This window comes from Coleofasciculus sp. B1-GNL1-01, assembly GCF_040220235.1.
Taxonomy (GTDB): domain Bacteria; phylum Cyanobacteriota; class Cyanobacteriia; order Cyanobacteriales; family Coleofasciculaceae; genus Coleofasciculus.
This window is the reverse complement of sequence record NZ_JAVJTO010000004.1, coordinates 1-24,532: the sequence shown is the minus strand read 5'-3', so window position 1 is coordinate 24,532 and position 24,532 is coordinate 1. Positions and strand designations below refer to the sequence as shown.

Below are 24,532 nucleotides of genomic sequence, written 5' to 3'. Positions count from 1 at the left end.
GATCCTGAAGCAGGTGAATCAACGGAAGTTAGAGCGGGTTCAATCGTTCCCCCCGCCCCACACCCTACACATCCTTCATTCCTCCTATTACTTCCCGCACTCGATAAATTGGTCGCCCTTGGGACTCGTGATAGGTTCGCATTAACACTTCTGCTAATAGACCAAAACTAAATAACTGGACTCCTGCTAACAGAAGGACAACAGCTAAAATCAGTAAAGGTCGGTCACCAATATTCTGCCCAAACCCTAGTTTAAGTACGGTTAAATATAGCCCTAAAAACAATCCCACACCGAAGGAAAGCAAGCCGAATAATCCAAAGACATGCATGGGACGAGTGAGAAATTTCTTCATGAAAAATACGGTAACTAAATCCATAATTACACGAAATGTTCGTCCTAAGCCATACTTACTTTGACCGTAGCGACGGGCATGATGTCGCACAGGAATTTCCGTAATTCTTGCTCCCTCAATATAGGCTAACGCCGGTAGAAATCGATGTAACTCACCATAGAGATGCATATCCGCCACCAGTTCAGAACGGTAGGCTTTTAGGGAACAACCATAGTCATGTAATTTGACACCAGTCACTTTCCCAATTAGCCAATTGGCAATTTTAGAGGGGAGGAGTCGAGTTAAAGCTGCATCTTGTCGTTCTTTGCGCCAACCACTGACTAAATCATACCCTTCTTCCATCTTGGCGAGTAAGGCGGGAATATCAGCCGGATCATTTTGTAAATCACCATCTATCATCACAATAACGCGACCTTGAGCATATTTAAATCCGGCTGACATGGCGGCGGTTTGACCATAGTTTCGGCGGAGAATCACCGCTTTTAAGTCCGGGCGGCTGCGTGCTAATTCCAGGAGAAGTTCTGTGGAACCATCTTGGGAACCATCATCGACACAAACGATTTCGTAGGAAAGCTGATTGGCACTTAAACTGGTTGCTACAGCGTCAACCAGGTGAGGTATGCTAGCGACTTCATTGTAAATAGGGACAACCACCGATAACGCCAGTGGATTTGGTGAAAGGATTTTTGCTTGATAGGTCTCAAACGATAATGAATCCGCCATTTCTCAAGTCCTAGTTTTCCAAATTGAGCCTGAATTTTTGAATGATAGCAATTCTCCGAAAGAATGTAACACAGATAATTTTTAGGGGCAAACTTTTGTTTATCTTGTTTTTCATAGCATCTTGGGCGTGGGTAATAGGTGTGGGGTGTAGGGAAAATTTCAGCTTATTAATAGAATGATGTAAGCTTTCTCTGTAAGGGAAGCTTTATTTCTAGGGTCTACTAATAAACATTCACTATCTTTTCACTTGAATCCGTTTAGGAAATCCTGCCAAAAGCGATCGCGCAAATTCCACTCAATATTAAACCAATGCCTACCCAATGGGTATAGGGAACATGTTCTTTTAAAAGAATCGCTCCCGATAAAGTGGTTGCCGTAATAGTTAATCCAATAACTAAGGGATAAACCAAGGATAAATTAAGTTTACCCAAAACGAGTACATAAAATACTGTACTCACTGCATAAGCCGTAATACCTCCGAATAGATAAAGATTTAGAGGATTTTGACCAGCTCCTAGTTTTAGAAGGCTTTGACCGAGGGAGTTTAAGGAGACGGATATCAAAATCAGAACGCTGAGAACCAGAGGATTGTTCATAACCAATTCTTATCGATATGGAAAAAAATAAACGATTGAGTGAGCTTTATTGATCAAGACGATGTAATTTGCCAGTCAATAGGCAATCCTCCGTTACGCTAACCCGCCGAATAAGCCAAAATGTTAACAATGAGGAATGAGATTAGGTCTCACTAGGGATTTAGTATACCTTATTTAGTCTCCTAAGAACGGTTTAAACAGCAAGCCAACACCTCTCTCATCAGCCGACGTAACAGAACCATAGCGTCGTCCCAATCGCCAAAGTTACCACAACTATCCAAAAAATTAACAAAATTTGTGAAAGTTTTAATAATTCAGGATTTTCTACGGCTTTTTTTCTCAAGTTAAATGGCAAAAAGTATACGTGGTTTAAATGCTCTACAAACCCCTTTTTTTTAGGATTCATCTCGACACATCCTTCCGTGAAAGACCCATCAACCAAGCAAACAATATTATTCAAGCGTTGAGCTAGACGGGCATCAAAACGAGTTCCTGGCATTCCTACCTTTTTTTGATAAATTTCTAAGTTCATGGGCATTGCCACCGATGCAATTTGAGCCAGGATGGCAATTGCCAGGATTCCTCTCATCAACCAAGCCTTTAACGTCTTCGCCGATAGAAGATGCTGTATAAATAAAGCTAAAAGAGGGATGAGTAAGAGATGGACAGAGGTAACGTGATATCTGGCTGCCCAAGCATGATCCCCATGCCAGAAAAAGAACCGACTGTAGGCAACTAGATGTAAACCCAAGTTTAACACTCCCGTAACTAGATACCACTGCATGAATGGTGACAGTTTTCGCCACAGGAGGATGCCCAATACTAAACAGGGTATAAGTAAGGGATCATAAACAAAAATGCTTTTAGCAGGTGATAGCAAGGGACCGATAATTCCTACCAATGGTTCATTGATTAGGGGATAATTATCCGGCAGATCCGGCAAACCTGTCCACATGGGATCAGTATCTAATTGCTGCTTTTCGACTCTTTTCCCTGTGGCTAAAAAGCTCCCGTAGCGGATATAATCAAAAATGCGTCCAAGTAACGTAAACGGAATAAAACCGACTATCCATAATCCGACTTGCTTAATCACTTGAAGGTTGTCACGGCGTTGATACGCCAGACACCCGACTAGAAAAAGGACGACGGTAAACGCATGAACAATACTGGTAATTCGGATTAAGACAGCCCCACCTAAGGCGAGTCCGCTGATGAAGACAAAGCGAGAGCGTCCACTTCGCACATAAGCTAAAGCACCTGCATAACCAATGATGGTAAATAGCAGCAATTGATTATTATGCTGATGCACTTGGGCGTAATGTAAAACTGTCGTGCCAAGTAGCCAGGAAATACTGGTTAATCCGGCAACTCGTTCTTCAATGTCAAAAAGTCTCAGTAACCAGAAACAAGCGACTACAGTAGCCACATTTAAGGGAATGAAAATTAAGAAGTTAACGGTTAAGTCCCGGATTATTTTTGATGGTATTTCCGGAAAAAAGCTATGCAACTGGGTTCCCAACCAGTCACCTGGAAGCATGAGTAAAGACTGCCCCTGTTCGTAAGCGATGTAACGCTTTCCACCCGTTCCTATAACGCCAGCTTGGATATCTCCCCGCACTTTGAGTTGATAATCTGGGGATACTTGTACTTCTTCCGTTCCCGTCCACCAGGCATGAGCCATTTGCAATCTCAGATCAGTATCGAGAACACCAAGCGTTCCTGAGTTGACGGCGGTAATCCATAGTGAGGAAATCAAAATTATTTTTGTTAAAGTTTTCATAGAAATTAATTAGCATCAATTTTTGATTAACTATTAAAATTGGCGATTAATTATTTTGACAAAGATTGAATGATTAATCAATTTAAACCTGATTGAGCAATAACGATGCTATAGTGTCAGTCAAATTCAGGTAGTGGATGGGCAAGGTAGGCAATGCGTTTTGCCTCTCGACGTCCACGAGCAACAGAATCCAAGATAAGACCGCAGGTGAGACTCAGGAAAGCTAGCAACATAATCGAAGCGGCTAGGATAGCAGTGGGGAACCGTGGCACTAATCCTGTCTCCAGAAAAGTCTTCACAATAGGAATCCCCAGAATTAGGGAGATCAGGGCAAGCCCGACAAAAATAATACCAAAGAAAAGGAACGGTCGAACTTCTTTAAACAACAATAATGCCGTTCCTAAAACTCGCCAACCATCTTTAAAGGTTTTGAGTTTGCTGTGTGAACCTGGGAGTCGGGCAATGTACAACGTTGGCTCTTCGGCAAATGCCATTTTCAGTTCTAGCGCGTGTATGGTGAACTCAGTTTCAATTTCAAAACCACTAGAGAGTGCTGGAAATGATTTGACAAATCGGCGCGAAAATACTCGATAGCCAGAAAGCATATCCAAAAGCCGCGCCCCAAACAGGAATTTCACCAAGCCTGTGAGAAAGGCATTGCCGCCCCGATGACCACGACGGTAGGCGGCATTTTCTCCCGCCCCAGGGCGACGCATACCGATAACCATATCTAGCTGTTCTGCTAACAGGCGCTGCACCAATCGACGTACTGCTGCGACCTCATAGGTGTTATCACCGTCTGCCATGATGTAGATGTCCGCTTCTATATCAGCAAACATGCGCCGGATTACGTTACCCTTGCCTAACCTAGGCTCATGCCGAACCACAGCACCTGCCGTCATTGCCTGCTCTGCCGTATTGTCGGTTGAATGATTATCGTATACATAAATCTTGGCTTCTGGGAGTGTAGATTGAAACTCAGTTACGACTTGGGCAATCGTTAATGCTTCGTTATGGCATGGAAGCAAAACCGCAATATGATAGTTCTTAAGAGAGAGTGTCTTAGGCTTAGGTAAATGGTCTAGCATAGGTGATTGACCCAATAAAGATAAAAATGGAAGAATTAAATAGCATGTTTTAGAAGAACTCTATTACGTTGGGAGAACTAATTTTGATTTGAGCAAATATCCCCAAGAGAGCTAGAAATTATAGCCGTTCGCTCTCGCGTAGTTACAGTACAAGTGTTCTAAAATCCTCCTAATCAAGCATTCATCTCGCTTTGTGTAAATACACGCTTAGCGAAGCGCTATATACCCTTAACACTTCACGATTGATTCTCTTTTATTCCTATCCCTTCTCACTCATTGCCTTTAGCATCTGGGGAACAAGATTGCTGCCACTGAATCTGCTTCTCTACATCCTGAGTTTCTCCGGGTGGGACAGTCCGTTCATCTACAAAATAAAACTCCATGACTGATCTAATCGCAAGAGGCGACGAATCTAGTCGAGGGAATTCAGCGTTCTTGATTTCATCACCCGGTCAATTTTGGCACGAATATTGAGTATGACAAAGGACAATCAACGCTGAACCGTTTTTCGTCGCCGTTTCCAAAAGAGCTGTGCTAATTGTCGCCTTAAATTAACCAACCATTGACCGACCCAATGCTGCAACACCCGCCAGCGATGGCGTAGGGTGGGCAATCGCTGGAGATAAACGAATTGTCTAATCATACCAGCCAAACGACCGCTTATCTTTAGGGCAAAACTGGACACCACCGCCTCCCCTTTTCCCAAGGTCAACATTTCTCCGAGATGTAAATAGCGGAACGGCTTTAAGCGTTTACCCCTAATTGCCCGATACAGGTTTTTTGCCGCACAATCGGCTTGCTGGTAAGCTACTTGTGCGGTTTTGGGGAGTCTGCCTTCGGAATCTTGAATTTCTGCCATATCCCCTAGGGCGAAGACTTCTGGATAATCCACAACCTGTAAAGTAGGGTGGGTGAGTATCTTACCTTGAGGATTCTGCTGACAAGGGAGATGGCTTACCCATTCAATGGAACGAGTCCCCACTGTCCATAACACCAAATCAACAGGCATAAGGGTTTTTCCGTTCTGATTAATCAGGGTAATGTGATCCGGTTCAATCGCCTCTACGCTAGTGACAAAATCCATTTGTACCCGACGGGCGGTTAAGGCGCGATAGGCTGATTTCTGGCTGTAGGGGGTAAAGCTTTTCAGCAATTGTTGACCCCGTTCAATTAGTCGTACTTGTCCCCGTTCTTGCAAGCGATCGCTCAGTTTACAAGCTAACTCTACACCACTCGGTCCTGCACCGATCACCGCGATGCGAATTTGGGACAAATTCGACTGTTCCAACTGGTTAAGCTGTTGGTTGAGGCGTTCTGCATCAGTAACGGTGCGAAAGGGATAAGCGTAAGTCGCCGCACCCGGTACGCCCTCTAAGCGCATCTCGGCACCAACGGCTAATACTAAATAGTCATAATTTAGGATTTTGAGATTTTGCCCTAATTCTGATAGAGTTTCTAGTTGCAGCTTAACTTGGCGTTTTTCTAGATCGACCGCCTGAATATTTCCTTGACAAAAATCAACCGTTGTGTTTTTAATTAAATTTCGATAACGGGGGGCAATTTCCCAGGCTTGTAGTTCCTGGGTCACCCGTTCATAGAGCAAGGGCGTAAACACCAGATGATCTTTGCGATCAATTAAGGTAATTTTATACTTCGGTGATTTAAACAAGCGAAACCGTTGCAGGTATAAGGCGGTATAAAGTCCACCAAAACCACCCCCTAAAATGCAAATGTGAATAGATGGTTCATTGTTCATTGTTCATAGTACTCATTCAACCTCAAGCCAGCCAGATAGCTTTTGATTCCATCAGAATTCAAAGTAGATAAACTCAGAGGGCTGATTCGCCGCGAATAGGATGGTTAATCCTAATAAAACTCGCGACACCCAAGGCAATAGTAACAATTCATATTCAAACTTACGCTTTTGCCAAACGGCTAAATGTTCCATAAATAAAACGCCATTGGCAAGCAAAAGGGTCACAATTAATGCCGTACCTTCATTCAAGCTGTAGGAACTGAAGAAATTACCTAAATTGGACAAAGAATAAGCCCACGGCGTAACCAGCGTTTGTAACTTTGACAGCAATCGCAGAGTATTTGTGTCCATAAAGAACAGACACCCCAGCGTCACTGAACCAAAGGTTAGCGCCCAGGAGATAAACTGAAATCGGGAGACTTGTTTTCCTTTCCCCATCAAGCGTTGAAAGGGTCTACCTGTGTAGCGCAATAGCAACAGTAACGAGCCGTGATACGCCCCCCAAATAATAAAATTCCACGCCGCACCATGCCAGAATCCGGATAGGGTAAAGGTGATGAATAAAAAGAAAGCGGCTAATTGTTTTTTAGAACCCATCAACGGCAGAAACACATAGTCGCGAAACCAGTTATTTAGGGTAATGTGCCATCGCCGCCAAAATTCCTGGATACTGACGGAGGTATAGGGTGCCAGGAAGTTCACGGTTAGTTTTACTCCCAATATTCTCGCCACACCCAGCGCCATAAAACTGTACCCGGCAAAATCAAAGTAGATTCTCAGAGTAAATAAGTAAGCAAAAAACCAAACCATCCAGGGATTGGCGGTTTCTTGTAAGTTAATGTAGGGGGCGATATTGTCGGCTAGCACCAACTTCATAAAGAAGCCCAAAGATAGCCACCGGAACCCATGTTCAAAGTTTTCTGCTGTGAATTTAAAGCGAAACGATTGAATTTGGGGTAATAAGTCAGCCCGCCGTTCGATTGGTCCTGCGACAATTTGCGGAAAGAAGGCAATAAAGTTAATGTAATCCAGAAAGGCGATGGGTTTTTTATATTTGGGTCTGAGGGAATCAACCACAAACGCCACCATCTGGAAGGTGTAGAAGGAAACACCAGGGGGAATCTGTTGAAAAATGGGCAAGGGAAAGCCTTGTTCCCAGTTATTCCTGAATCCCGGTACGACGATGCCAAATACATCTTCGACAAAAAATGTCAAGTATTTGAGGTAAGCGAGGATTGCAATATCAGTGATAATGACAATCGCAGCAATTAACTTGGCACCATTGCCACGACGCCGAAGCATCAGCCGTACCATGAAGTAGTTGAAAATAATTTCAACGATAAAAATGGCAAAACTGGAGCGACTGGCGTTCAAAAATAACATCAATGACATCACCGCCAAGCCGATGGTGTCAAAGTTGTCTCGCCATAACTTCAGGGATTTGCCCACATAGCGAATGGCAAAGAAAGGAATGGCGTAAAGCAGTAGTATCCACCAGAAGGAAAAGTCAGAAAAATTCAATTAACGGCTTCCTCCTTTTTTTGTCCTTTGTCATTCGTCATACTCAAGGGAGCGCCAAGCAAGCTACGTTTATGTCATTTGTTAGGGAACAGGGAATAGGGAATAGGGAATAGGGAATAGGGAATAGGCTATAGAAATTTTGTCTCCCATCTCCCCCTGCTCCCCCTGCTCCCCCTGCTTCCCCTGCTTCCCCATCTCCCAGACGTGCCATGGCACGTCTCTACCCTCCCAATCCTTTCCAAAATCCACCCCAGCCTTTGCCAGATTTTGCCGATGCTTCGGGCTTCGCTTCTTTCGTCTCAGAGGCGGCGGTGGGTTCGGCGTTGTCTAATGCGGCTGAAACATCGAATTCTTCAACTAAATATTGAGCCGATTTCTCAATCGTCGGGTAATCCCAGAATAATGTTGAAGGTAATTCTACCTCTAACCAATCTTCGAGTTCACCGACAATGGTTACCGCATCAATGGAATCCAACCCATAGCGGGTTAAGGGTTCGGTAACATCAATGTTTTTGGCATCTAGGGACAGTTGTTCAACCAGTTGATTCACCATCCAATTTTGAATCGCTTGAACCGAATCAACAGACTGATTGTTCGTTTCTACGTCACTTTGAACCATAACGTCATTAGGCTTGGAGTTGGAGTTCTGCACTTGCATGGGGTTTTTCCTCTTGTGTTTCAGTTTGGGCGAGTTGAATCGGTACAATGGAAAACATTTTGTTTTCCTGATGCAGCTTCAGCAGGTGTTGTGCCACATTTTCACTGTACGCTTTCGGGACAATATTGGGCAGCGATCGCCAAGGGCGTAAGCGGCGATAAAGTCCTAGGACTAACCATTCCCCTTTAGCAAAGAAGTCATCCAAGATTGTCCGGTTGTAAATCCAAGTGTGAACTGACGCGGCGGCGGCGTGTAAGTCGCAGTATTTTTTCGCCAGTTCAAAGAGTTCGGGATCTTGATCATGACCATGTTCAAATCCGGAGTTGGCAATGCGTTCGTCGAAGGCATCGAGTTCCTCTAGAACAATGGTAGTTAAGCTGATAATTTTTTCCAATACGTCGGCGTCAACATCCGCTTCCGTCGTCAGCGCCTGAAGCTGTTCCCAGGCAATTTCTAGCCCTTGCAGCACATCATCAGCCCCGCGACCAAATAATCCCAGTTTCTCTGGCTCAAAGGGCGGCACAGATTTTTCTAGGGAAAAAATGGTATCCAGACGAGATTGAATTCCCTCCATCGTCTTCTGCTTGCGTCTGGAGCGATATTTAGCAATTTGGCGAAACTGGAGAATTAGAGCATGGAGGTTTACCACACTACTGCCATCAAACATACTGATAATTGAATTATCCCGCAGCAGTTTCTGGAATATGCCGTAGTCATGCTCATCGCGCATATAGAAGCGGGAACCGAGGACAACGTAAACACTATTAATCACCTCCTCTAGTTTGATGGTGACAAAGTATTTCACCACCGCCGCCCAAACCGAGAATTGTTCGGGGATAATATGAAACCCTCTAGCGGCACCAATGGTTTCACAGTCACAAACCAACATGTCAATAAAGGCATCGACTAGGGTTTGTCGAGGTTGGGGGATATCGAAAACGGTTTTGTTATAAATAACCCGGTTAACGGCAAAGTTCAGCGTGGTTCTCATTGCCGTATCAGCCGCACCATGAGAAAAAGCGGCGCACAACATGCGGGTGATTTGGAATCCCTTGAGTGCGAGTTCTAACCCCGCACCTTCCTCCTTTAACCGCATTGCTTCGGGAATAAAGCAATCCTTAAACCCGATTCCGCTCATATCCGAAGCACGAATCCCATGGGTGAGGATTTTGGGCAGGTTGTAGTAGCTGGAGGGGTCAAGTTGACGTTTGTCCACCATAAATAAGGAGAGACAGCGAGCGCCCTCCTCTTCATCGGTTTTGGCTAAAACAAAGGTTACCCCGGAACGAGTGGCGCGGTTAATGGGCCACTTTTCACCATTCAGGAGATAGCCGCCCTCAACTTTTTTAGCTGTTACATCACCGCCAATCAAGTCACTCCCATGCGCCCGTTCGGAATAAGCCAGACACATTGTCCCTTTTTCCTCGCGGATAAACTGGGAGAGTTTCTTTTTCTGGTCATCTGTCCCCGCCATCCAGGTAAGGAATGACCAGAACATCGTGGTGAATGCGATCGCGATCGTCTGATCCCGCCGTGACATCACCCGGACAAAGGCGACGAATTCCTCAAAGGAGGAAAACTTCCCACCACAGTTTTCAGGAACATAGTAATCTTGCAGTTTCCAGTTATAAAGCCAATCCACTTCCGCTTCTGGAAACTCTTCGCTCTCATCCAGTTCCATCACCCGTTTAAAGGACATCGTACTCTCTGGATGACCCGGATCGCCCAAATCCCGTTCTAGCGCTTCCGCTATTTGATACTGTTTCAGTTGATGCATAAACCTGTACCGAATGACAAATGACAAATGACAAATGACAAATGACGAATGACGAATGACAAACCCTAAGACTTAGGAACTTGTAATTGCTGCGCCAAAGCATCCACTTCTCCCTGGAGAGTACGGAACTTACTCGTCAGTTTCGGATTTTCACTCCAATCGGCAATCACACCCAGTTCTCCATCCAGGAACTTGGTTCTCGCCGCACGGCGCTGAATCTTGCCACTTGAGGTTTTCTCAATCGTGCCAGATTTAACTAAGACAACCGCATACGCTGGGATTTCATGTTCCTCAGCGATCGCTTGGCGAATATCCGTAATCACTTCCTCAAAGCTGACATCGTGAGTCCGGCGTTCAACCTCCTGCAACACAATCAACCGTTCCTCGCCGCCAGCCTCGATGGAAAATGCCGCCCCATAATCAGGACGCAAGGCGGAGTGAACCTGCTGCACTGTCCATTCAATATCTTGCGGATAATGATTCGTACCTCGGATAATAATTAGGTCTTTAATCCGACCCGTAATAAACAGTTCACCATCCCGTAAAAATCCTAAATCCCCGGTTCGCAAGAATGGACCATCGCCAGTATCTGTCAGATAAGCCTGAAAGGTTTCCTTTGTCGCCTCTTGTCGTTGCCAATACCCTTGAGCGACACTGGGGTCTTTCACCCAAATTTCTCCTACTTCATCAGGCTCACATTGGGTCAATGTATCAGGATTAGCGATAACCACTTGAGTATCACAAACCAGACGACCGCAACTGGGTAACATCCTTACTCCCTCTTGGGGGCTAGATAGGGGAACAATCCGATTTTTTTCTAAAGCAGACGCATCCAGGATACAGAGAACGGGCGGAGTCAGTAATGGCTTACTGGATACCAGCAACGTATCTTCCGCTAATCCATACGCCGGAGCAAAGGCATTCCAGCGAAACCCACACTGTTCAAAGGTTTCAAAGAACGCCTGCATTACTTTCGGGTTAATTGGTTCCGCCGCGTTTCCCGCCGCTTGCCAACTGCTCAAATCCAGTTTTGCCAGTTGTTTTGGTTTTGCCCGCCGCACGCACAAATCGTAAGCAAAGTTCGGTGCTTGGCTATGGGTTGCCCGATAATGGGTAATTGCTCCTAACCAGCGCATCGGTTGCTTAATAAAGGAGAAGGGCGACATCACATAACAGGGCGTACCGTTATAGAGGGGTTGGATCATGCCTTGGACTAACCCGTAATCATGGAAATAAGGCATCCAAGTCACGGTGGCGCTATCTGAATCGTAACCGCAGGCTTCATTCAGATAGCCGGAATGAAACATCAGGTTATGGTGAGATAGCATCACGCCCTTGGGTGTGGAGGTTGACCCTGATGTGTACTGAAGATACGCCAGATCATCCCGACTTGCTTGTGGATCTTGCCATGCTTGAGCCAGATTGAGATCCACCTGTTCAGTATCCAGCCATTGCATTTGATCGAATTCCGGAAAGTCCTCCCGTCCATTCTCCAGTAGAGACAGAATTCGACCTGTAGTTAAACAAATCGAGGCTTGAGCATCCTGAACAATCGATCGCAGTCTGGGTAACGTGCGCTTCATCCGTCCCCCATCGGGAGGCGGCACCGGAATCGCGATAATTCCCCCATACAAACAGCCACAAAAGGCGGCAATCACCTCTAATCCTTGGGGATACAGGAGTAACGCTCGCTCTCCTCTAGCACTGTGCTGTTGTAGCCAAGCGCCAATCGCCCGGGCTAAACGGTCAAGTTTTGCATAAGTGAGTTCCGGTCCATCTGGCTTGCCATCAACGAGAAATTTATACGCTAACTTGTCCGACTGCTGTCGCGCCCTCCAACGCAGCAGTTCTGTCAGTGTCGAAAATTCAGCTAGGGAAACTGTAGAACTCGCAGGGTTTTGAACCATCTTTATATAACCTTATCTAAGCAGTTGGCTGGGGCTAAGTCTAAGACCTTGTCGCCGCGATCGCTCCATCCATTCGTAGTCGGTGTTTGATTCGCCACCTTAGCTCAGCTACCCCGATCCGCACGCACATTTAACTCATCTTAAAAATTGATAACAAAACGTGACATAATTATTCTTCTTCCAGTGCTTTAGATCATTATGGCTTAATATTTATGAATGATACTAATTCTCTATAAAGTTTTGGTAAAGTTTTGATCGTCGTTCGTCGTTCGTCATTCGTCCTTTGTTTACTGGCAGACCCTCCGCACCCTCCGCACCTCACCTCACAGCCTTTGTGATAACGCTAACGACAATGAACAATGAACCATAAACAATGAACCAATTCGCCAATCTCCTGCAAACCCCCCATAGCGGCTATCACTGGGATGGAAGTAGTTCTCGCTTCTTTGAAGGGTGGTACTATCGAGTCACCTTGCCCGATTGGGGTCAGACTTTTGGTTTTATGTATTCCATTGAAGATCCCATTGGCTGTCAACCCCACAGTGGTGGCTCGGCTCAAGTTTTGGGTCCTGAGGATGGCTACCTCTGCCGTACTTTTCCAGATGTTGAGCAATTTTGGGCATCTCCCTCATCATTAGCCCTAGGACATTGGGGTAAAACGGACTTAGCCATTCCCGCCAAATATTTAGATCCCCTAACCTTTGATAATCACATCCAGCAAGGGTATCAAGCCACCGCCACCTGGAATCAAGGTAAAATTAGCGATCCCGCTACTGGAGATTACTGTCATTGGCGCTATCAAATTGAACCCATCTATGGTTGGGCAAGTCGCGATGAGCCTCAGCAATCCACAGCCGGCTGGTTATCGTCCTTTCAGATATTTGAACCCGGTTGGCAGATTTTAATGGCTCACGGCTGGGCGACGGGTTGGATTGAGTGGAAGGGTCAACGCTACGAGTTTACCAATGCTCCCGCTTACGGTGAAAAGAACTGGGGGCGTTCGTTTCCGCAAAAGTGGTTTTGGCTCAATTGCAACAGTTTTGATCATGAACCCGACTTAGCACTCACGGCGGGGGGCGGTAGGCGCGGCGTGCTGTGGTGGATGGAATCCGCCGCATTAATTGGTATCCACTATCAGGGTAAATTTTATGAATTCGTTCCCTGGAATTCCCAGGTGTGCTGGCAGATTCAGCCCTGGGGAAGTTGGCAAATGCAAGCCCGTAATGCTGACTATGAGGTTGAGTTAACCAGTACAACAAATCGACCAGGTACTCCCCTCCGCGCCCCAACGGAACAGGGTTTAATCTTTATTTGCCGCGATACCATGCAGGGTGAGATTACGCTGGAATTGCGATCGCGACAAGGAGGAACCCCGAAAACGATTCTCAACGCCCATAGCTCACTGTGCGGCTTAGAAGTGGGAGGCGAACCTTGGGATGAGGCGTGGATAGGTGAGGCGAAATTGCCCTGGATTTCCTAGTAGCTGGGGAGCATGTAGAGACGTGCCATGGCACGTCTGGGAGATGGGGGAGATGTGCTATGGCATGTCTGTGTGTAGGGGCGGGTTTAGGGACTAATATTGATTGTTATCCCTAGCTTAGCTGCAAAACCCGCCCCGACCAAATGACTAGAGAGAAAGGATTGGGTATAATAGTTGAGTTGAAATGGGGCTGTGGCTCAGATGGATAGAGCAAGCGCCTCCTGAAAAATCGGGCACCGCCAGGGAAACCTGACGAGTGAATGTAGTCAAATTCAAGGAAGCCTAAATCTGATCCCAGATACGGTAATCTTGAGCCAAGCCGATTTGTTTGAGTTTAAGTCAATCTGGCAAAACTCCACTCTAAAAACGAATCGGAAGGTGCAGAGACTGGTTTAAGGACACCAATAAAAGATGGACTATAATGTCTCATCGAAAGTAGAGCAACGCGGTATTCTGGCTGGACTGTTATTAGGTGATGGAAAAAGAAATCAAAACAATTTCTTTATCCAGAATTCATCGAAGTATGAGGAGTATCTCTTATTTAAGAAAAAGCTTCTCGAACAGATAACTGGTAAACCAGTCAGTCTCCGACGCTGGAGTACAAAAAAGGGCTATGACCAAATTCGCCTAGAACCAAAGTTGATTCCCCTGACACGGGTCTTAGTTAAGAGGCTTTATCAAGCTGGAACCCAAACAATCACGCGAACGTTCCTGAATTTCTTAACCCCCCAGGGAATAGCAATTTGGTTTATGGATGATGGGTCTAAGTCCTTCCCCAAAAAAGACGGAAAGGTTCACGCTTTAACGCTTAAGCTGAATACTTATCTCTCTAAAGAACAAAATGAGATCATTGTTGCTTATTTTGCCGAGGTTTGGGGATTTAAGTGGGGGCTGAGTAAAGCCAAAGGACTTTATCGTCTGCGAATGGGAACGAAGGAAGGAAAACGCTTTTTAGCGTTCATTCGCCCTTACATCCACGACAGTATGCTCTATAAAGTACAAACGTCCTTAAACAGAACGGCTACCACCTAAAGGCGATACGCCCAAGGTGAAGGGATAGTCCAGAGAGTGAGGAAACTCACACCAATCTGAAGCGCTAGGTCGCCGGTTCGAATCCGGCCAGTCCCGTCAGTAAAACGTCATTGTTGACATCCCTGTGTTTTCAAATCGATTACCCGAATCGACAAACACGATTAACAACAGAAGGATAATGATGAAGACACGACAACTCGGCAAAAATGGACTGACGGTCTCAGCCATAGGGCTGGGATGTATGGGAATGTCTGAGTTCTACAGTGGTAGGGATGAAGCCGAATCCATTGCTACCATTCACCGGGCGCTGGAACTGGGAGTGACCTTTCTGGATACAGCAGATATGTATGGTTGTGGCGATAATGAGCGGTTGGTGGGTAAAGCAATTGCCAACCATCGCGACCAAGTTATCCTAGCCACGAAGTTTGGGATTGTGCGGGGTCAAGATAGTCAGATTCGTGGCGTCAATGGGCGTCCTGAATATGTCCATCAAGCGTGTGATGCATCCCTGGAAAGGCTGGGGATTGACCACATTGACTTGTACTATTTACACCGAGTTGATCCGAATGTTCCGATTGAGGAAACGGTTGGAGCAATGGCTGAGTTAGTCCAACAGGGTAAAGTACGCTACATTGGTCTATCTGAGGCGGCTACCGCGACGATTCGACGCGCTCATGCGGTTTACCCGATTACTGCGTTGCAGACGGAATACTCGCTCTGGAGTCGTGATCCAGAAGACGAGATTCTGCCTACAGTTCGGGAATTAGGGATTGGTTTTGTCGGGTATAGTCCACTGGGTCGAGGATTTCTATCGGGTCGGATTACCAGTCCAGAGGATTTAGCACCGGATGATTACCGCCGAAGTTCACCTCGGTTCCAAGGGGAAAATTTTAGCAAGAATTTGCAACTGGTTGAGCGGATTAAGGAAATTGCCCAGGAGAAAGGGGTCACTCCAAGTCAGCTAGCGATCGCGTGGTTATTGGCTCAAGGTGATGACATTGTACCGATTCCTGGAACCAAGCATCGCCGATACTTGGAGGAGAATGTTGAGGGAACGACCATCACCTTCACCCAAGACCAACTCCAGCGCATTGACGAGGTAGCTCCCCAGAACATTGCCGCAGGCGATCGCTATCCGGACATGAGCAGTGTCAATCGGTGACATCTTCCACCTTTGTGTCGAATATTATCACGGCGGCTGCCTAATTTGAAGTCATCTGACAGTAGATTTTTAGAAGCTTTACGGACTAGCAGAGAATTAGAGTGGAAAGTTTTCAGGGGATCGTGGAACTTTTCCAGTAATGGATTGCATTGCGGTTAAGCGTACCTTTAGACTGGTATCTTGCGATGTAGGGGGGATTTCCAGGTTCCGCCCAAACGAGCGCTCCTCCTTGATACCACCTGATTCATCTGTTTATTCATGCTTTTGAGGATTTCTGTGCGTCAACGGCGATATGGGTTTTCGCGATCGCGGCGCTCTAAGATTAGATTGCTATCCTGGCTGATGCCGATTTTGGCGGTTTCGCTATTCTGTGGCTATAAGCAAATTCAAAGTTATTTGATCCAGCCGGAAGCTATTTTGGTTTTAGGGGGAGAAGAAGAACGAGAACTGTTTGCGGCGGATTTTGCCCAGCATCACCCCGATCTCCACATCTGGGTATCGTCGGGTAGTCCGTCTTGGTACACCGAAAAGGTATTCGCCAAGGCGGGAATTCCCCGCAATCACCTGCATATTGATCGCCGCGCTACCGATACGGTGACGAACTTTACGACGTTGGTGGATGAGTTGAAAGCCCAAGGAATCGATGGTGTCTATTTGATTACAGCCGACGATCACATGTTACGGGCGCGGGTAATTGGTGAAATTGTATTTGGTAGTCGCGGGATCACTATTAAACCTGTCCCGGTGTCATTAGGACGTGATCCGGAACCGATTGAGAAATCCCTACGGGATGGTGCGAGGGCGTTATTGTGGGTGACAACTGGACATACTGGCGCGACTCTGGGTCAGACATCCAATTTCCTGAACAAATAAAACGTATGAGAGTTTATTTATCGGTGAAGAGGGCGGGTTTTGTTGTTCCTTTATCGGTGAAGAGGGCGGGTTTTGTTGTTCCTTTATCGGTGGGGAGGGCGGGTTTTGTTGTTCCTTTATCGGTGGGGAGGGCGGGTTTTGTTGTTCCTTTATCGGTGAAGATCTGAATTTAGTCCCTAAACCCGCCCCTACAATTGTCCCTAAACCCGCCCCTACAATTGTCCCTAAACCCGCCCCTACAATTGTCCCTAAACCCGCCCCTACAATTGTCCCTAAACCCGTCCCTACAATTGTCCCTAAACCCGCCCCTACAATGGTGGCTAAACCCGCCCCTCCAATGACTTGCTACAGACGTTCCATGGCACGTCTGGAATATAACCGATTAATGAGGTTAAACTCAGCAATGTTTTAGGCGGCGAGTTCTTGCACTAAAACATAGGGTTGTACAATCAAAGCTTGAAAACGTTTACTTTGATCGCTATTCCAATCGGCTAACTGATTCGCAAACGGTTTGTGAAGCTGTTGGTGACTAATCCAAGACTGGACAGACAACGTATCATCATTCGCGATCGCGACTCCCACATCGAGTAAATCTAACTCTGGCTTCACCACAATCACAACATCTCGTTTAGCATGAGGAACCAGCCAGTCCCAAGCAGCTTCATCGACAGATTGGGCGAGTTCGGCTTTTAAATCTTGCATGAGTTATCGAAGGACTTATGACAAAGGACAAAGGACGAATGACTAATGACTAATGACTAATAGACATCGCCGCATCCAAATGTTTTATTAATGTACCTTGAGGTAAAGATCCTTGTAAATGACTCCAAGGCAATATTTGCTCTGTTGACCAATCGTCATGTACATAAAAATCCAATTCTGGCAACTTGCCTTTTAACTGCTTGAATGCCCGTCGAAAACTGCCCACGGAGTCGCCATAATGCCGTGTTAATTCTAACAACTCCGACAATCGGCGATCGCCTCTAGAGATTAGCGCCTGAATTACTGACCAGTTATAGCTTTCCGGGCGAAAGTCAATCCCCTGCGATCGCAAGGTTTTCTGTAAATACTTCAACCGCTTCTGGGCGGCGGGATTCACGCCAAACCATTGAAAGGGGGTATGGGCTTTGGGAACAAATGTACTACATCCCAGCGTTAAACGTAAACCTGGGGCGGCTTTTTTGATCGCCTGCATCATGGCTACGGTTTGTTCCACATCAGACATCTCTTCTCCGGGAACACCCACCATCCCATAAAGCTTGAGTGCCTTTAATCCTCCCGCCTTGGCATTAATTGCCGCCTGGATGATCTCCTGATTATTCAATTTCTTATTAATAATTTGCCGTAATCGTTCCGAACCACTTTCCACAGCAATAGTGATCGATCGCGTGTCCCGTTTCGACAAGGTTTCCGCTAGCTTGGGCGTGACGGTATTGGTTCGCACTGAGGCAATACTCAAGCGGACATCATCATAGTCTGGTTGTGCCAGATAATCCAGCAAGACTTCAAACTCTGGATGCTGAGTCACCGACGCCCCCAGTAAGCCAATCCGCTTAGTTACCGTCAATCCGCGTTCAATCGCTGGAATCAACGAATCCGTGGCACTCGGCGTGCGAAAGGGCAAGGTTAAATAACTGGCTAAACAGAAACGGCACATTTCTGGGCAACTGCGTACCACTTCCACCATGTAAATATTTTCCCAAGCGGCTTTCTCCGTGACAACGGTGGAGGCGGATAGAGTATTACCGCGATAGGTTTGCTTGGTTACTGTTGGGGGTATCTGGGCATCAACAGGTTGAATGGATGCGATCGCGCCTGTTTGATCCTGATAGGTTACGGTATACAGACTGGGAACATATATCCCTGGAACTTGGGCTAAATGCCGCAATTTTTCGGGTCTATCGGCTTGGCGAACCTGTTTATAAGCGTTAATGAAATCCCCTAATAGGGTTTCCCCATCCCCTAACAAGATCAGATCAAAGAAATCAGCAAAGGGTTCAGGGTTTGCAGTTAGAACGGGTCCGCCACCAAACACGAGGGGATGGCGATCCTCTCGTTGTGCGGATCGTACCGGAATCTCTAAGGATTCAAGTAGGGACAATATATTGACATAATCGAGTTCCCATGATATAGACAAGCCGAGTAATTCGGCTTGTCTGGGCAATGGTTCATGGCAATCAGTAAACAAGCGACTCACCTGGAGGTCAGATCGCGAGGCTAGGGTTGCCCAAACCACCTGATAGCCTAGGCTGGTGATGCCTACGGTGTAGTCATTGGGAAAGGCAAAGATGGTGGGGATGGCATCGGTTTCGGGGGTAGTGGGTGTAAAGAGTAGGCGTTCAGCGGTAAAAGCAGAAGCAGTCACAAGCAGCGTTTGAGGCAATTAGGTTTGTGCTTTCTATTGTAAGAATCTGGCACACTGATTTCACGGATTTTTGGAGATGGTAAGGGTGGGGCGTTGGGGGGTTAATAGCACTGATTTCACAGAAGCGTTAGTTCTGGGGAGGCAAAAGAGAAAAAGATGATTGTGGGGAAATTAGTTAGTTGTCTGTGTGAATCTGTGTCCCTCACGATTTAGTATTCTGTCTGTGCCATTTCCTTGTCTGTGTACTCTGTGTTTTTGTCAATCCCTTGTAATAATTTTTATCCCAACTTTACCAAAATACATGCCTCCAAGGGAACGTTGGGCGGGAGACGAAAACCAGAACTTATACAATGTTTTACCAAGATTCACGGGGTTTAGCTGTATTTGAATTATTTTTGCACACAAAATATCCACCATAGATAATATACCTGAACATCGCACATCTGGCTCACATTAGCTGAATCCCCTGATAATTCGTAGATTATTCCGGAAACTGAGTAAAAAACGAGCAATTATGATGTTGTGTTAAGACATCAAACAGATTTAAATATTCAAACTTTTTTTTGGGAAAGAATAGTTTGAATTATCAGAACTTGACAAGTGTAGCCCAAACAACTTGAAGGAAAGCCTAAACAATGTCTGTAGCCATGGATACAACAGCCACAAATTGGTAAATGATCTAGTTTGGTTTTGGATCGGAACACACGCCCCATAAGACAAACTATTAGGCTCAAAGTAGCGATCGCCGTAACACTGATTTCGCTGATTTAGAGAAGCGTAAACGGTGGGAAGTGAGAGGTGAGCATCCACTGATTTCACGGAGGTGTTAGTCATCAATAGCCACAAGATGTTTGAATTTCGGGAAATTATTAAGTCCTCTGTGTCAATCTGTGTGCTTCGCTATTGAGTCTTCTATTTAGTGACATTCAATCGGTGCAATCTGTGTTTTTGAAGTGATGAGTATAGAGTCTATAGGCGGACACATTTTCCCATGATGAAATAGTACCTAAAAAATTAGCCTAAGTCAAGCTTAAGCTTCTATCGTATAAATGGGTAAAAATAGAAGTGCGATCGCCCTATCAATTAGTTCGCCGAACACTTTCAATCAGCTTTATATTAGCTCTGAGCCATTCATTCACCAATATCTCAACCTCAACGCCATTCTCATTAGCAAGCTTGTTCATAACCTCATTGACATCAGGTTCAAGATAAATGGGAAAGCTGAAAACGGTATCAGGATGATAAAACTTGCCTCGTTCACCCTTAGAAAAATCATAGTCTGCTTTCATTGATTCCCCTCCCTATACTGGCTCATTTCTTGATTTGTTGCTTTACGTGCCGAAATAATCCGAATTTGGCACAATTCATCGTTGATCTGTTCATAAGTATGTACGACAACGCGAACCACACCTGTGCTGTCTATTCCCATAGTAATCCAGCGTTCCTCATCCTGACTATGTTCCTCATCATAAATAGAAAGCTGGTTGGGATCTCGAAAGATTGTCGCAGCTTGACGAAAAGAAACCCGGTGTTTACGAATGTTTTGCTGGTTTTTGGTCGAGTCCCAATCAAAGCTATAACGCAATCCTTACCTCACTCTCTGCCTAGGCTACAACAATTCTAACCTAGCTGTTGCGATCACAGTAACACTGATTTCACGGATTTAGAGAAACGGTAGCGGTGGGGGGTGAGAGGTTAGTTGCACGCTCTTTCACAGAGGTGTTAGTTCTCAATTGGCAGGAGATGTAAGAATTGTCGGGATATTATTAAGTCCTCTGTGTCAATCTGCGTCCTTCACGCTTTGAGTCTTCTCTTTAGTGTTATTCAATCTGTGTAATCTGTGTTTTTGAAGTGATGAGGAAAGAGTCTATAGGCTGGCACATTTTTCCATGATAAAATAGTACCTAATAAATTAACCAAAGTCAAGCCTCTATCGTATAAATGGGTAAAAATAGAAGTGCGATCGCATTAGGTTGAAATGAAGTGCGATCGCTGTAGGGTGTGAAAACGCAAGTGTAACGCACCATCCCAACCGAAAACGGTGCGTTACGGCGAGAAAATCCTCAATTTTTTAACTAAACCCAAGCCAGCGCCTAACGCACCCTACGGGATAAATAATTCATGCGATCGCGCTAGTGCAGCGGGCATAAAAATACTTGAGCAGCTTCGTAGATACGATGAAGCAGGGGGAGCAGAGGGAGCAGGGGAAGCGGGGGGAGATATTAGCTGTTCAGTTATTTCTGCCTTCTTGCACTAGGTAATCTGTGTTTGGCTCTCCAGATGTTACCTCTTTAAGTGCGATCGCCTTATGGTGTCCGAACTGGCTCCAATCCCAGTATCCCTGGGTACGGTGGGATTTTTCCAATAGTTGAGATACAATTTGAGCGCTGGAGTGACTTAAACGGCTTAAAAAGAAAAAATGATAACCATTGGCAGACAAAATCGATTGCACCCAGGCGACACCTCAACGCCAACGAAACCGATGCTAGGATGACGCTATATTGCCAAGTCTTACTCATCGGGATTTTACTGAGAAGGAAGCTTGGCTTCATCCATCCGGCAAATTTTGATCCCAAGCCCTAAAATAAGCAAGAGGTCATGGCGGCTTGTGGTTTAATTGAGGAGTTCAAGTGTCAAATTCTATCCCAAAGCACGAAGATCCATCAAGTCAGTTGAATTCAGAGGCGGTAACGGAACAACCCGCCCAGTCTGCCTCAGAGGAAGAGGATCAGATTCAACCAGACTCCCAGCAAAAACCGTCACCAGGCTTGGGTATGGCAAAACGATGCCGCCGGGGTGTAACGGTGACGATGAATGGGATCAAGGGAATTTCGAGTACCCTGGTTAAGTCATTTGTCGGACCCCCTCCTATCTATCGTCGGCGTAAGTTTTGGGTGGGGATAGGAATGGTGGGGATCAGTGGTGGTGCGATCGCCTTCGGTTTGGGTTGGCAAGCCCTGGAAGAAACCTTACCGGAGTCCACGGATGATGTGTTGACCTATATCCGGGATGAGACGATTACCGTAAAAGCGGCTGATGGTACGATTCTCCACCAAATTGGACCTGCGACTCACGATAATCTAAAAATATGGGAAATTCCGGACAAGCTGAAGCAAGCGTTTATTTCGATAGAAGACCAACGCTTTGAAAAGCATAGCGGACTGGATTACCAAGGGATTGTCCGGGCGGCGTTCTCGAATCTGTTAGCCAGAGATGTGGTGGAAGGCGGCAGTACGATTACCCAGCAGTTGGCGCGGATTGTCTATTTTGATCAGCAACAAACCCTAGGGCGTAAGCTCAAAGAAATGCGGATGGCGCAAAAAATTGAGCAGGATTTGGAGAAAGATCAAATCTTGGAGCGCTATTTGAATCTGGTGTATTTGGGGTCTGGGGCGTATGGCGTCGCGGATGCGGCTTGGGTGTATTTTAGTAAACCTGTCACAGAATTGACCTTAGCGGAAATGGCAACCTTAGCTGCCTTGCCACCCGCACCGAGCGAGTATTCTCCCTTTATTAATAAAAAAATAGCCCAAGAGCGGCGGAATGTGGTGCTACGCCGGATGCAGAAAAATGGGTATATTACCGAAGGGGAAGCAGACGCCGCGATCGCGACTCCTTTAAGGACAAAGCGCAGCAACCCGAAGCGTTTAGATCGACAGGCGTCTTATTTTACTGAATATATTCAACAAGAACTGCCGAAATACGTTCCCCCCGATGTTTTGGGTAAAAAGGGATTGATCGTGGAAACAACCCTCAATCCTCAATGGCAAGTAGCCGCAGAAGCGGCGGTGGCAGAGACAATCGAAACCTATGGCAAATACCAACGGTTTGAACAAGCCGCATTAGTGGCAATTGATCCGCGTAATGGTCAAATCAAAGCCATGGTTGGGGGTAAGGAGTTTTTAGATCAGCAATTTAACCGCGTCACCCAGGCACAACGCCAACCAGGTTCGACATTTAAAACATTTGTTTACACAACCGCGATCGCGGCAGGTTTCTCTCCCTATCAAAGTTATCAGGATGCCCCCTTTGTCGTGGATGGTTATGAACCCAAGAACTATAGTGAAAACTTTCGCGGTTGGACTTCGATTCGGGATGCTCTCACCCATTCAGTGAACATTGTGGCAGTGAAAACCTTAATCAAGGTGGGTTGGGACCCGGTAGTGGAAATTGCCGAGAAAATGGGCATTGAATCGACCCTCAACAAAACCTATTCCTTGGCGTTGGGGGCGTCAGAAGTGAATTTACTGGAGTTGACCAGTGCTTATGGCACGTTAGCCACTCAAGGCATACACGTCCACCCCCATGGGATTCGCCGCATCCTGGATCGACAGGGTAAGGTGATTTATCGAGAACAGATCCAACGCGAGCGAGCCATTGACGAAGACACGGCTGCGATTATGACCTGGATGCTCCGCAATGTGGTCACGTCGGGGACAGGGGGGAACGCTCAGTTACGCGATCGCGCCGTAGCGGGCAAAACGGGAACCTCAGACGAAGCCCGCGACCTCTGGTTCATCGGCTATATTCCCCAACTGGTGACTGGTGTTTGGCTAGGTAATGATGATAATAAACCAACTTGGGGAGCCAGTAGCACCGCCGCGATCGCTTGGCGCGAATTTATGGAAGAAGCCGTCGAAAATATGAGGGCGGAAGACTTTCCGGATCGACCGGATAAACTCGATGGTCGGGAAGGGACGATTGAAGCCAAACCGATCGAGCCGAAAAAAACCTATACCAAGAAGACAACCCAGACTCACTCTAGCAGAAGACGGACAAGCCGCCGCGCTTCGACCACCAGACGATCAACCTCTCGTTCCACCAGTCGTAGTTATACCCCACGCCGTTCAAGCAGCAGAAGCAGTGGTGGAAGTAGTCGCAGTAACACTAGGAGCCAACCTGCACCCGCCCGTTCTACCCGTCGCCAAGCCCCGGTTCGCAACACAGCGCCCAGCAACCCACCCCCCAGACGGTCAGCACCTGCACCCAAACCCGCTCCGCCAGCCCCAGCCCCAGCCCCAGCTCAACCTGCGGCGGTTTCGGCTCCGCCAGCCCCTGCACCCGCCCCAGCGCCTGTAGCACCGCCCCCAGCGCCTCCAGCCTCGCGCAAAGCTGCACCTGAACCCGCTCCGGCGGCACCAGCACCAGCACCAGCACCAGTAACAGCGCCTCCCGCCTCTGAGGAGTAAGGTTTTCCTTCACGACCTTCAAGGGCATGACATGATATGTAGGGCTTGCTGAATAAGTGGTGAGGTGAGGGGGAGCAGGGGAAGCAGGGGGAGTAGGGGAAGCTGGGGAAGCTGAGGGAGCAGGGGAAGCAGGGGGAGCAGGGGAAGCAGGGGAAGCTGAGGGAGCTGGGGGAGCAAGGGTACATTTTCCCTGAACAAGGTGATGCCATACTTAGGAAGGATGCTACCCCATTTCCTGGCACTTTATCCACTGTCCATACGCCTCAAAGTATT

At 46.6% G+C, this 24,532-nt stretch carries 20 protein-coding genes; 5 read left to right on the top strand and 15 right to left on the bottom strand.

Features of this window, described 5'->3' with window-relative positions; translation table 11 throughout:
- Positions 1 to 64 precede the first annotated feature (64 nt).
- From RID53_RS00295 to RID53_RS00250, 10 genes are all read right to left on the bottom strand, one after another.
- Positions 65 to 1,075, bottom strand: a complete 1,011-nt coding sequence (locus RID53_RS00295) for a glycosyltransferase family 2 protein (RefSeq protein ID WP_446386219.1) — start codon at positions 1,073 to 1,075, stop codon at positions 65 to 67.
- Between the two features lie 257 nt (positions 1,076 to 1,332).
- Positions 1,333 to 1,671: an SMR family transporter gene (locus RID53_RS00290; RefSeq protein ID WP_446386218.1), complete on the bottom strand. Its 339-nt coding sequence runs from the start codon at positions 1,669 to 1,671 to the stop codon at positions 1,333 to 1,335.
- 220 nt (positions 1,672 to 1,891) lie between these two features.
- Positions 1,892 to 3,451, bottom strand: a complete 1,560-nt coding sequence (locus tag RID53_RS00285) for a hypothetical protein (RefSeq protein WP_446386217.1) — start codon at positions 3,449 to 3,451, stop codon at positions 1,892 to 1,894.
- Positions 3,452 to 3,567: 116 nt separating this feature from the next.
- Positions 3,568 to 4,539 (bottom strand): glycosyltransferase family 2 protein, encoded by a 972-nt coding sequence (locus RID53_RS00280; protein WP_446386216.1) that lies wholly within the window; start codon positions 4,537 to 4,539, stop codon positions 3,568 to 3,570.
- Positions 4,540 to 5,029: 490 nt separating this feature from the next.
- Positions 5,030 to 6,295, bottom strand: a complete 1,266-nt coding sequence (locus RID53_RS00275; RefSeq protein ID WP_446386215.1) for an NAD(P)/FAD-dependent oxidoreductase — start codon at positions 6,293 to 6,295, stop codon at positions 5,030 to 5,032.
- Between the two features lie 51 nt (positions 6,296 to 6,346).
- Positions 6,347 to 7,816: an MBOAT family O-acyltransferase gene (locus RID53_RS00270; protein ID WP_446386214.1), complete on the bottom strand. Its 1,470-nt coding sequence runs from the start codon at positions 7,814 to 7,816 to the stop codon at positions 6,347 to 6,349.
- A 43-nt stretch (positions 7,817 to 7,859) separates the two neighbouring features.
- Positions 7,860 to 8,027, bottom strand: coding sequence for a hypothetical protein (locus RID53_RS00265; RefSeq protein WP_446386213.1), 168 nt, complete (start codon positions 8,025 to 8,027; stop codon positions 7,860 to 7,862).
- Between the two features lie 9 nt (positions 8,028 to 8,036).
- A complete protein-coding gene (locus tag RID53_RS00260; protein WP_446386212.1) occupies positions 8,037 to 8,435 on the bottom strand; it encodes an acyl carrier protein in 399 nt (132 codons plus the stop codon).
- Between the two features lie 7 nt (positions 8,436 to 8,442).
- Positions 8,443 to 10,251, bottom strand: coding sequence for an acyl-CoA dehydrogenase (locus tag RID53_RS00255; RefSeq protein ID WP_446386211.1), 1,809 nt, complete (start codon positions 10,249 to 10,251; stop codon positions 8,443 to 8,445).
- 65 nt (positions 10,252 to 10,316) lie between these two features.
- Positions 10,317 to 12,158: a fatty acyl-AMP ligase gene (locus RID53_RS00250; RefSeq protein ID WP_446386210.1), complete on the bottom strand. Its 1,842-nt coding sequence runs from the start codon at positions 12,156 to 12,158 to the stop codon at positions 10,317 to 10,319.
- Positions 12,159 to 12,531: 373 nt separating this feature from the next.
- Between RID53_RS00250 and RID53_RS00245 the strand changes: the two genes are divergently transcribed.
- The 4 genes from RID53_RS00245 to RID53_RS00230 all read left to right on the top strand — a co-directional run bounded on the left by RID53_RS00245 (position 12,532) and on the right by RID53_RS00230 (position 16,705).
- Positions 12,532 to 13,638 (top strand): tocopherol cyclase family protein, encoded by a 1,107-nt coding sequence (locus RID53_RS00245; RefSeq protein WP_446386209.1) that lies wholly within the window; start codon positions 12,532 to 12,534, stop codon positions 13,636 to 13,638.
- A gap of 411 nt (positions 13,639 to 14,049) precedes the next feature.
- On the top strand, positions 14,050 to 14,670 hold the full coding sequence (locus RID53_RS00240) for an LAGLIDADG endonuclease (RefSeq protein WP_446386208.1): 621 nt from the start codon (positions 14,050 to 14,052) through the stop codon (positions 14,668 to 14,670).
- Positions 14,671 to 14,851: 181 nt separating this feature from the next.
- Entirely contained in the window at positions 14,852 to 15,832 is a 981-nt protein-coding gene (locus RID53_RS00235) for an aldo/keto reductase (RefSeq protein ID WP_446386310.1), read from the top strand.
- A 258-nt stretch (positions 15,833 to 16,090) separates the two neighbouring features.
- Complete coding sequence (locus RID53_RS00230; RefSeq protein WP_446386207.1) at positions 16,091 to 16,705, top strand: YdcF family protein; 615 nt, start codon at positions 16,091 to 16,093, stop codon at positions 16,703 to 16,705.
- A 408-nt stretch (positions 16,706 to 17,113) separates the two neighbouring features.
- Here the strand turns inward: RID53_RS00230 and RID53_RS00225 are convergent, their stop codons facing one another.
- The 5 genes from RID53_RS00225 to RID53_RS00205 all read right to left on the bottom strand — a co-directional run bounded on the left by RID53_RS00225 (position 17,114) and on the right by RID53_RS00205 (position 21,522).
- Positions 17,114 to 17,407, bottom strand: coding sequence for a DUF2288 domain-containing protein (locus RID53_RS00225; protein ID WP_006098254.1), 294 nt, complete (start codon positions 17,405 to 17,407; stop codon positions 17,114 to 17,116).
- Between the two features lie 49 nt (positions 17,408 to 17,456).
- The gene (locus tag RID53_RS00220) at positions 17,457 to 19,070 is read right to left on the bottom strand and encodes a B12-binding domain-containing radical SAM protein (RefSeq protein ID WP_446386206.1); all 1,614 of its coding nucleotides are present in this window, start codon (positions 19,068 to 19,070) and stop codon (positions 17,457 to 17,459) included.
- A gap of 1,079 nt (positions 19,071 to 20,149) precedes the next feature.
- A complete protein-coding gene (locus RID53_RS00215; RefSeq protein ID WP_446386205.1) occupies positions 20,150 to 20,359 on the bottom strand; it encodes a hypothetical protein in 210 nt (69 codons plus the stop codon).
- Positions 20,356 to 20,655, bottom strand: coding sequence for a BrnT family toxin (locus RID53_RS00210; protein ID WP_446386204.1), 300 nt, complete (start codon positions 20,653 to 20,655; stop codon positions 20,356 to 20,358). Before RID53_RS00210 ends, RID53_RS00215 begins: the two co-directional genes overlap by 4 nt.
- Positions 20,656 to 21,300: 645 nt before the next feature.
- Positions 21,301 to 21,522, bottom strand: a complete 222-nt coding sequence (locus RID53_RS00205; protein WP_446386203.1) for a hypothetical protein — start codon at positions 21,520 to 21,522, stop codon at positions 21,301 to 21,303.
- 358 nt (positions 21,523 to 21,880) lie between these two features.
- Between RID53_RS00205 and RID53_RS00200 the strand changes: the two genes are divergently transcribed.
- The gene (locus RID53_RS00200) at positions 21,881 to 24,259 is read left to right on the top strand and encodes a transglycosylase domain-containing protein (RefSeq protein WP_446386309.1); all 2,379 of its coding nucleotides are present in this window, start codon (positions 21,881 to 21,883) and stop codon (positions 24,257 to 24,259) included.
- Positions 24,260 to 24,532: the final 273 nt, after the last annotated feature.

Bases quoted from the DNA above. Each gene is read 5' to 3' on its own strand.
- RID53_RS00295 (WP_446386219.1), bottom strand. From the start codon at position 1,075: ATGGCGGATTCATTATCGTTTGAGACCTATCAAGCAAAAATCCTTTCA.
- RID53_RS00290 (WP_446386218.1), bottom strand. From the start codon at position 1,671: ATGAACAATCCTCTGGTTCTCAGCGTTCTGATTTTGATATCCGTCTCC.
- RID53_RS00285 (WP_446386217.1), bottom strand. From the start codon at position 3,451: ATGAAAACTTTAACAAAAATAATTTTGATTTCCTCACTATGGATTACC.
- RID53_RS00280 (WP_446386216.1), bottom strand. From the start codon at position 4,539: ATGCTAGACCATTTACCTAAGCCTAAGACACTCTCTCTTAAGAACTAT.
- RID53_RS00275 (WP_446386215.1), bottom strand. From the start codon at position 6,295: ATGAACAATGAACCATCTATTCACATTTGCATTTTAGGGGGTGGTTTT.
- RID53_RS00265 (WP_446386213.1), bottom strand. From the start codon at position 8,027: ATGGCACGTCTGGGAGATGGGGAAGCAGGGGAAGCAGGGGGAGCAGGG.
- RID53_RS00260 (WP_446386212.1), bottom strand. From the start codon at position 8,435: ATGGTTCAAAGTGACGTAGAAACGAACAATCAGTCTGTTGATTCGGTT.
- RID53_RS00255 (WP_446386211.1), bottom strand. From the start codon at position 10,251: ATGCATCAACTGAAACAGTATCAAATAGCGGAAGCGCTAGAACGGGAT.
- RID53_RS00250 (WP_446386210.1), bottom strand. From the start codon at position 12,158: ATGGTTCAAAACCCTGCGAGTTCTACAGTTTCCCTAGCTGAATTTTCG.
- RID53_RS00245 (WP_446386209.1), top strand. From the start codon at position 12,532: ATGAACCAATTCGCCAATCTCCTGCAAACCCCCCATAGCGGCTATCAC.
- RID53_RS00240 (WP_446386208.1), top strand. From the start codon at position 14,050: ATGGACTATAATGTCTCATCGAAAGTAGAGCAACGCGGTATTCTGGCT.
- RID53_RS00235 (WP_446386310.1), top strand. From the start codon at position 14,852: ATGAAGACACGACAACTCGGCAAAAATGGACTGACGGTCTCAGCCATA.
- RID53_RS00230 (WP_446386207.1), top strand. From the start codon at position 16,091: ATGCTTTTGAGGATTTCTGTGCGTCAACGGCGATATGGGTTTTCGCGA.
- RID53_RS00225 (WP_006098254.1), bottom strand. From the start codon at position 17,407: ATGCAAGATTTAAAAGCCGAACTCGCCCAATCTGTCGATGAAGCTGCT.
- RID53_RS00215 (WP_446386205.1), bottom strand. From the start codon at position 20,359: ATGAAAGCAGACTATGATTTTTCTAAGGGTGAACGAGGCAAGTTTTAT.
- RID53_RS00200 (WP_446386309.1), top strand. From the start codon at position 21,881: ATGAATGGGATCAAGGGAATTTCGAGTACCCTGGTTAAGTCATTTGTC.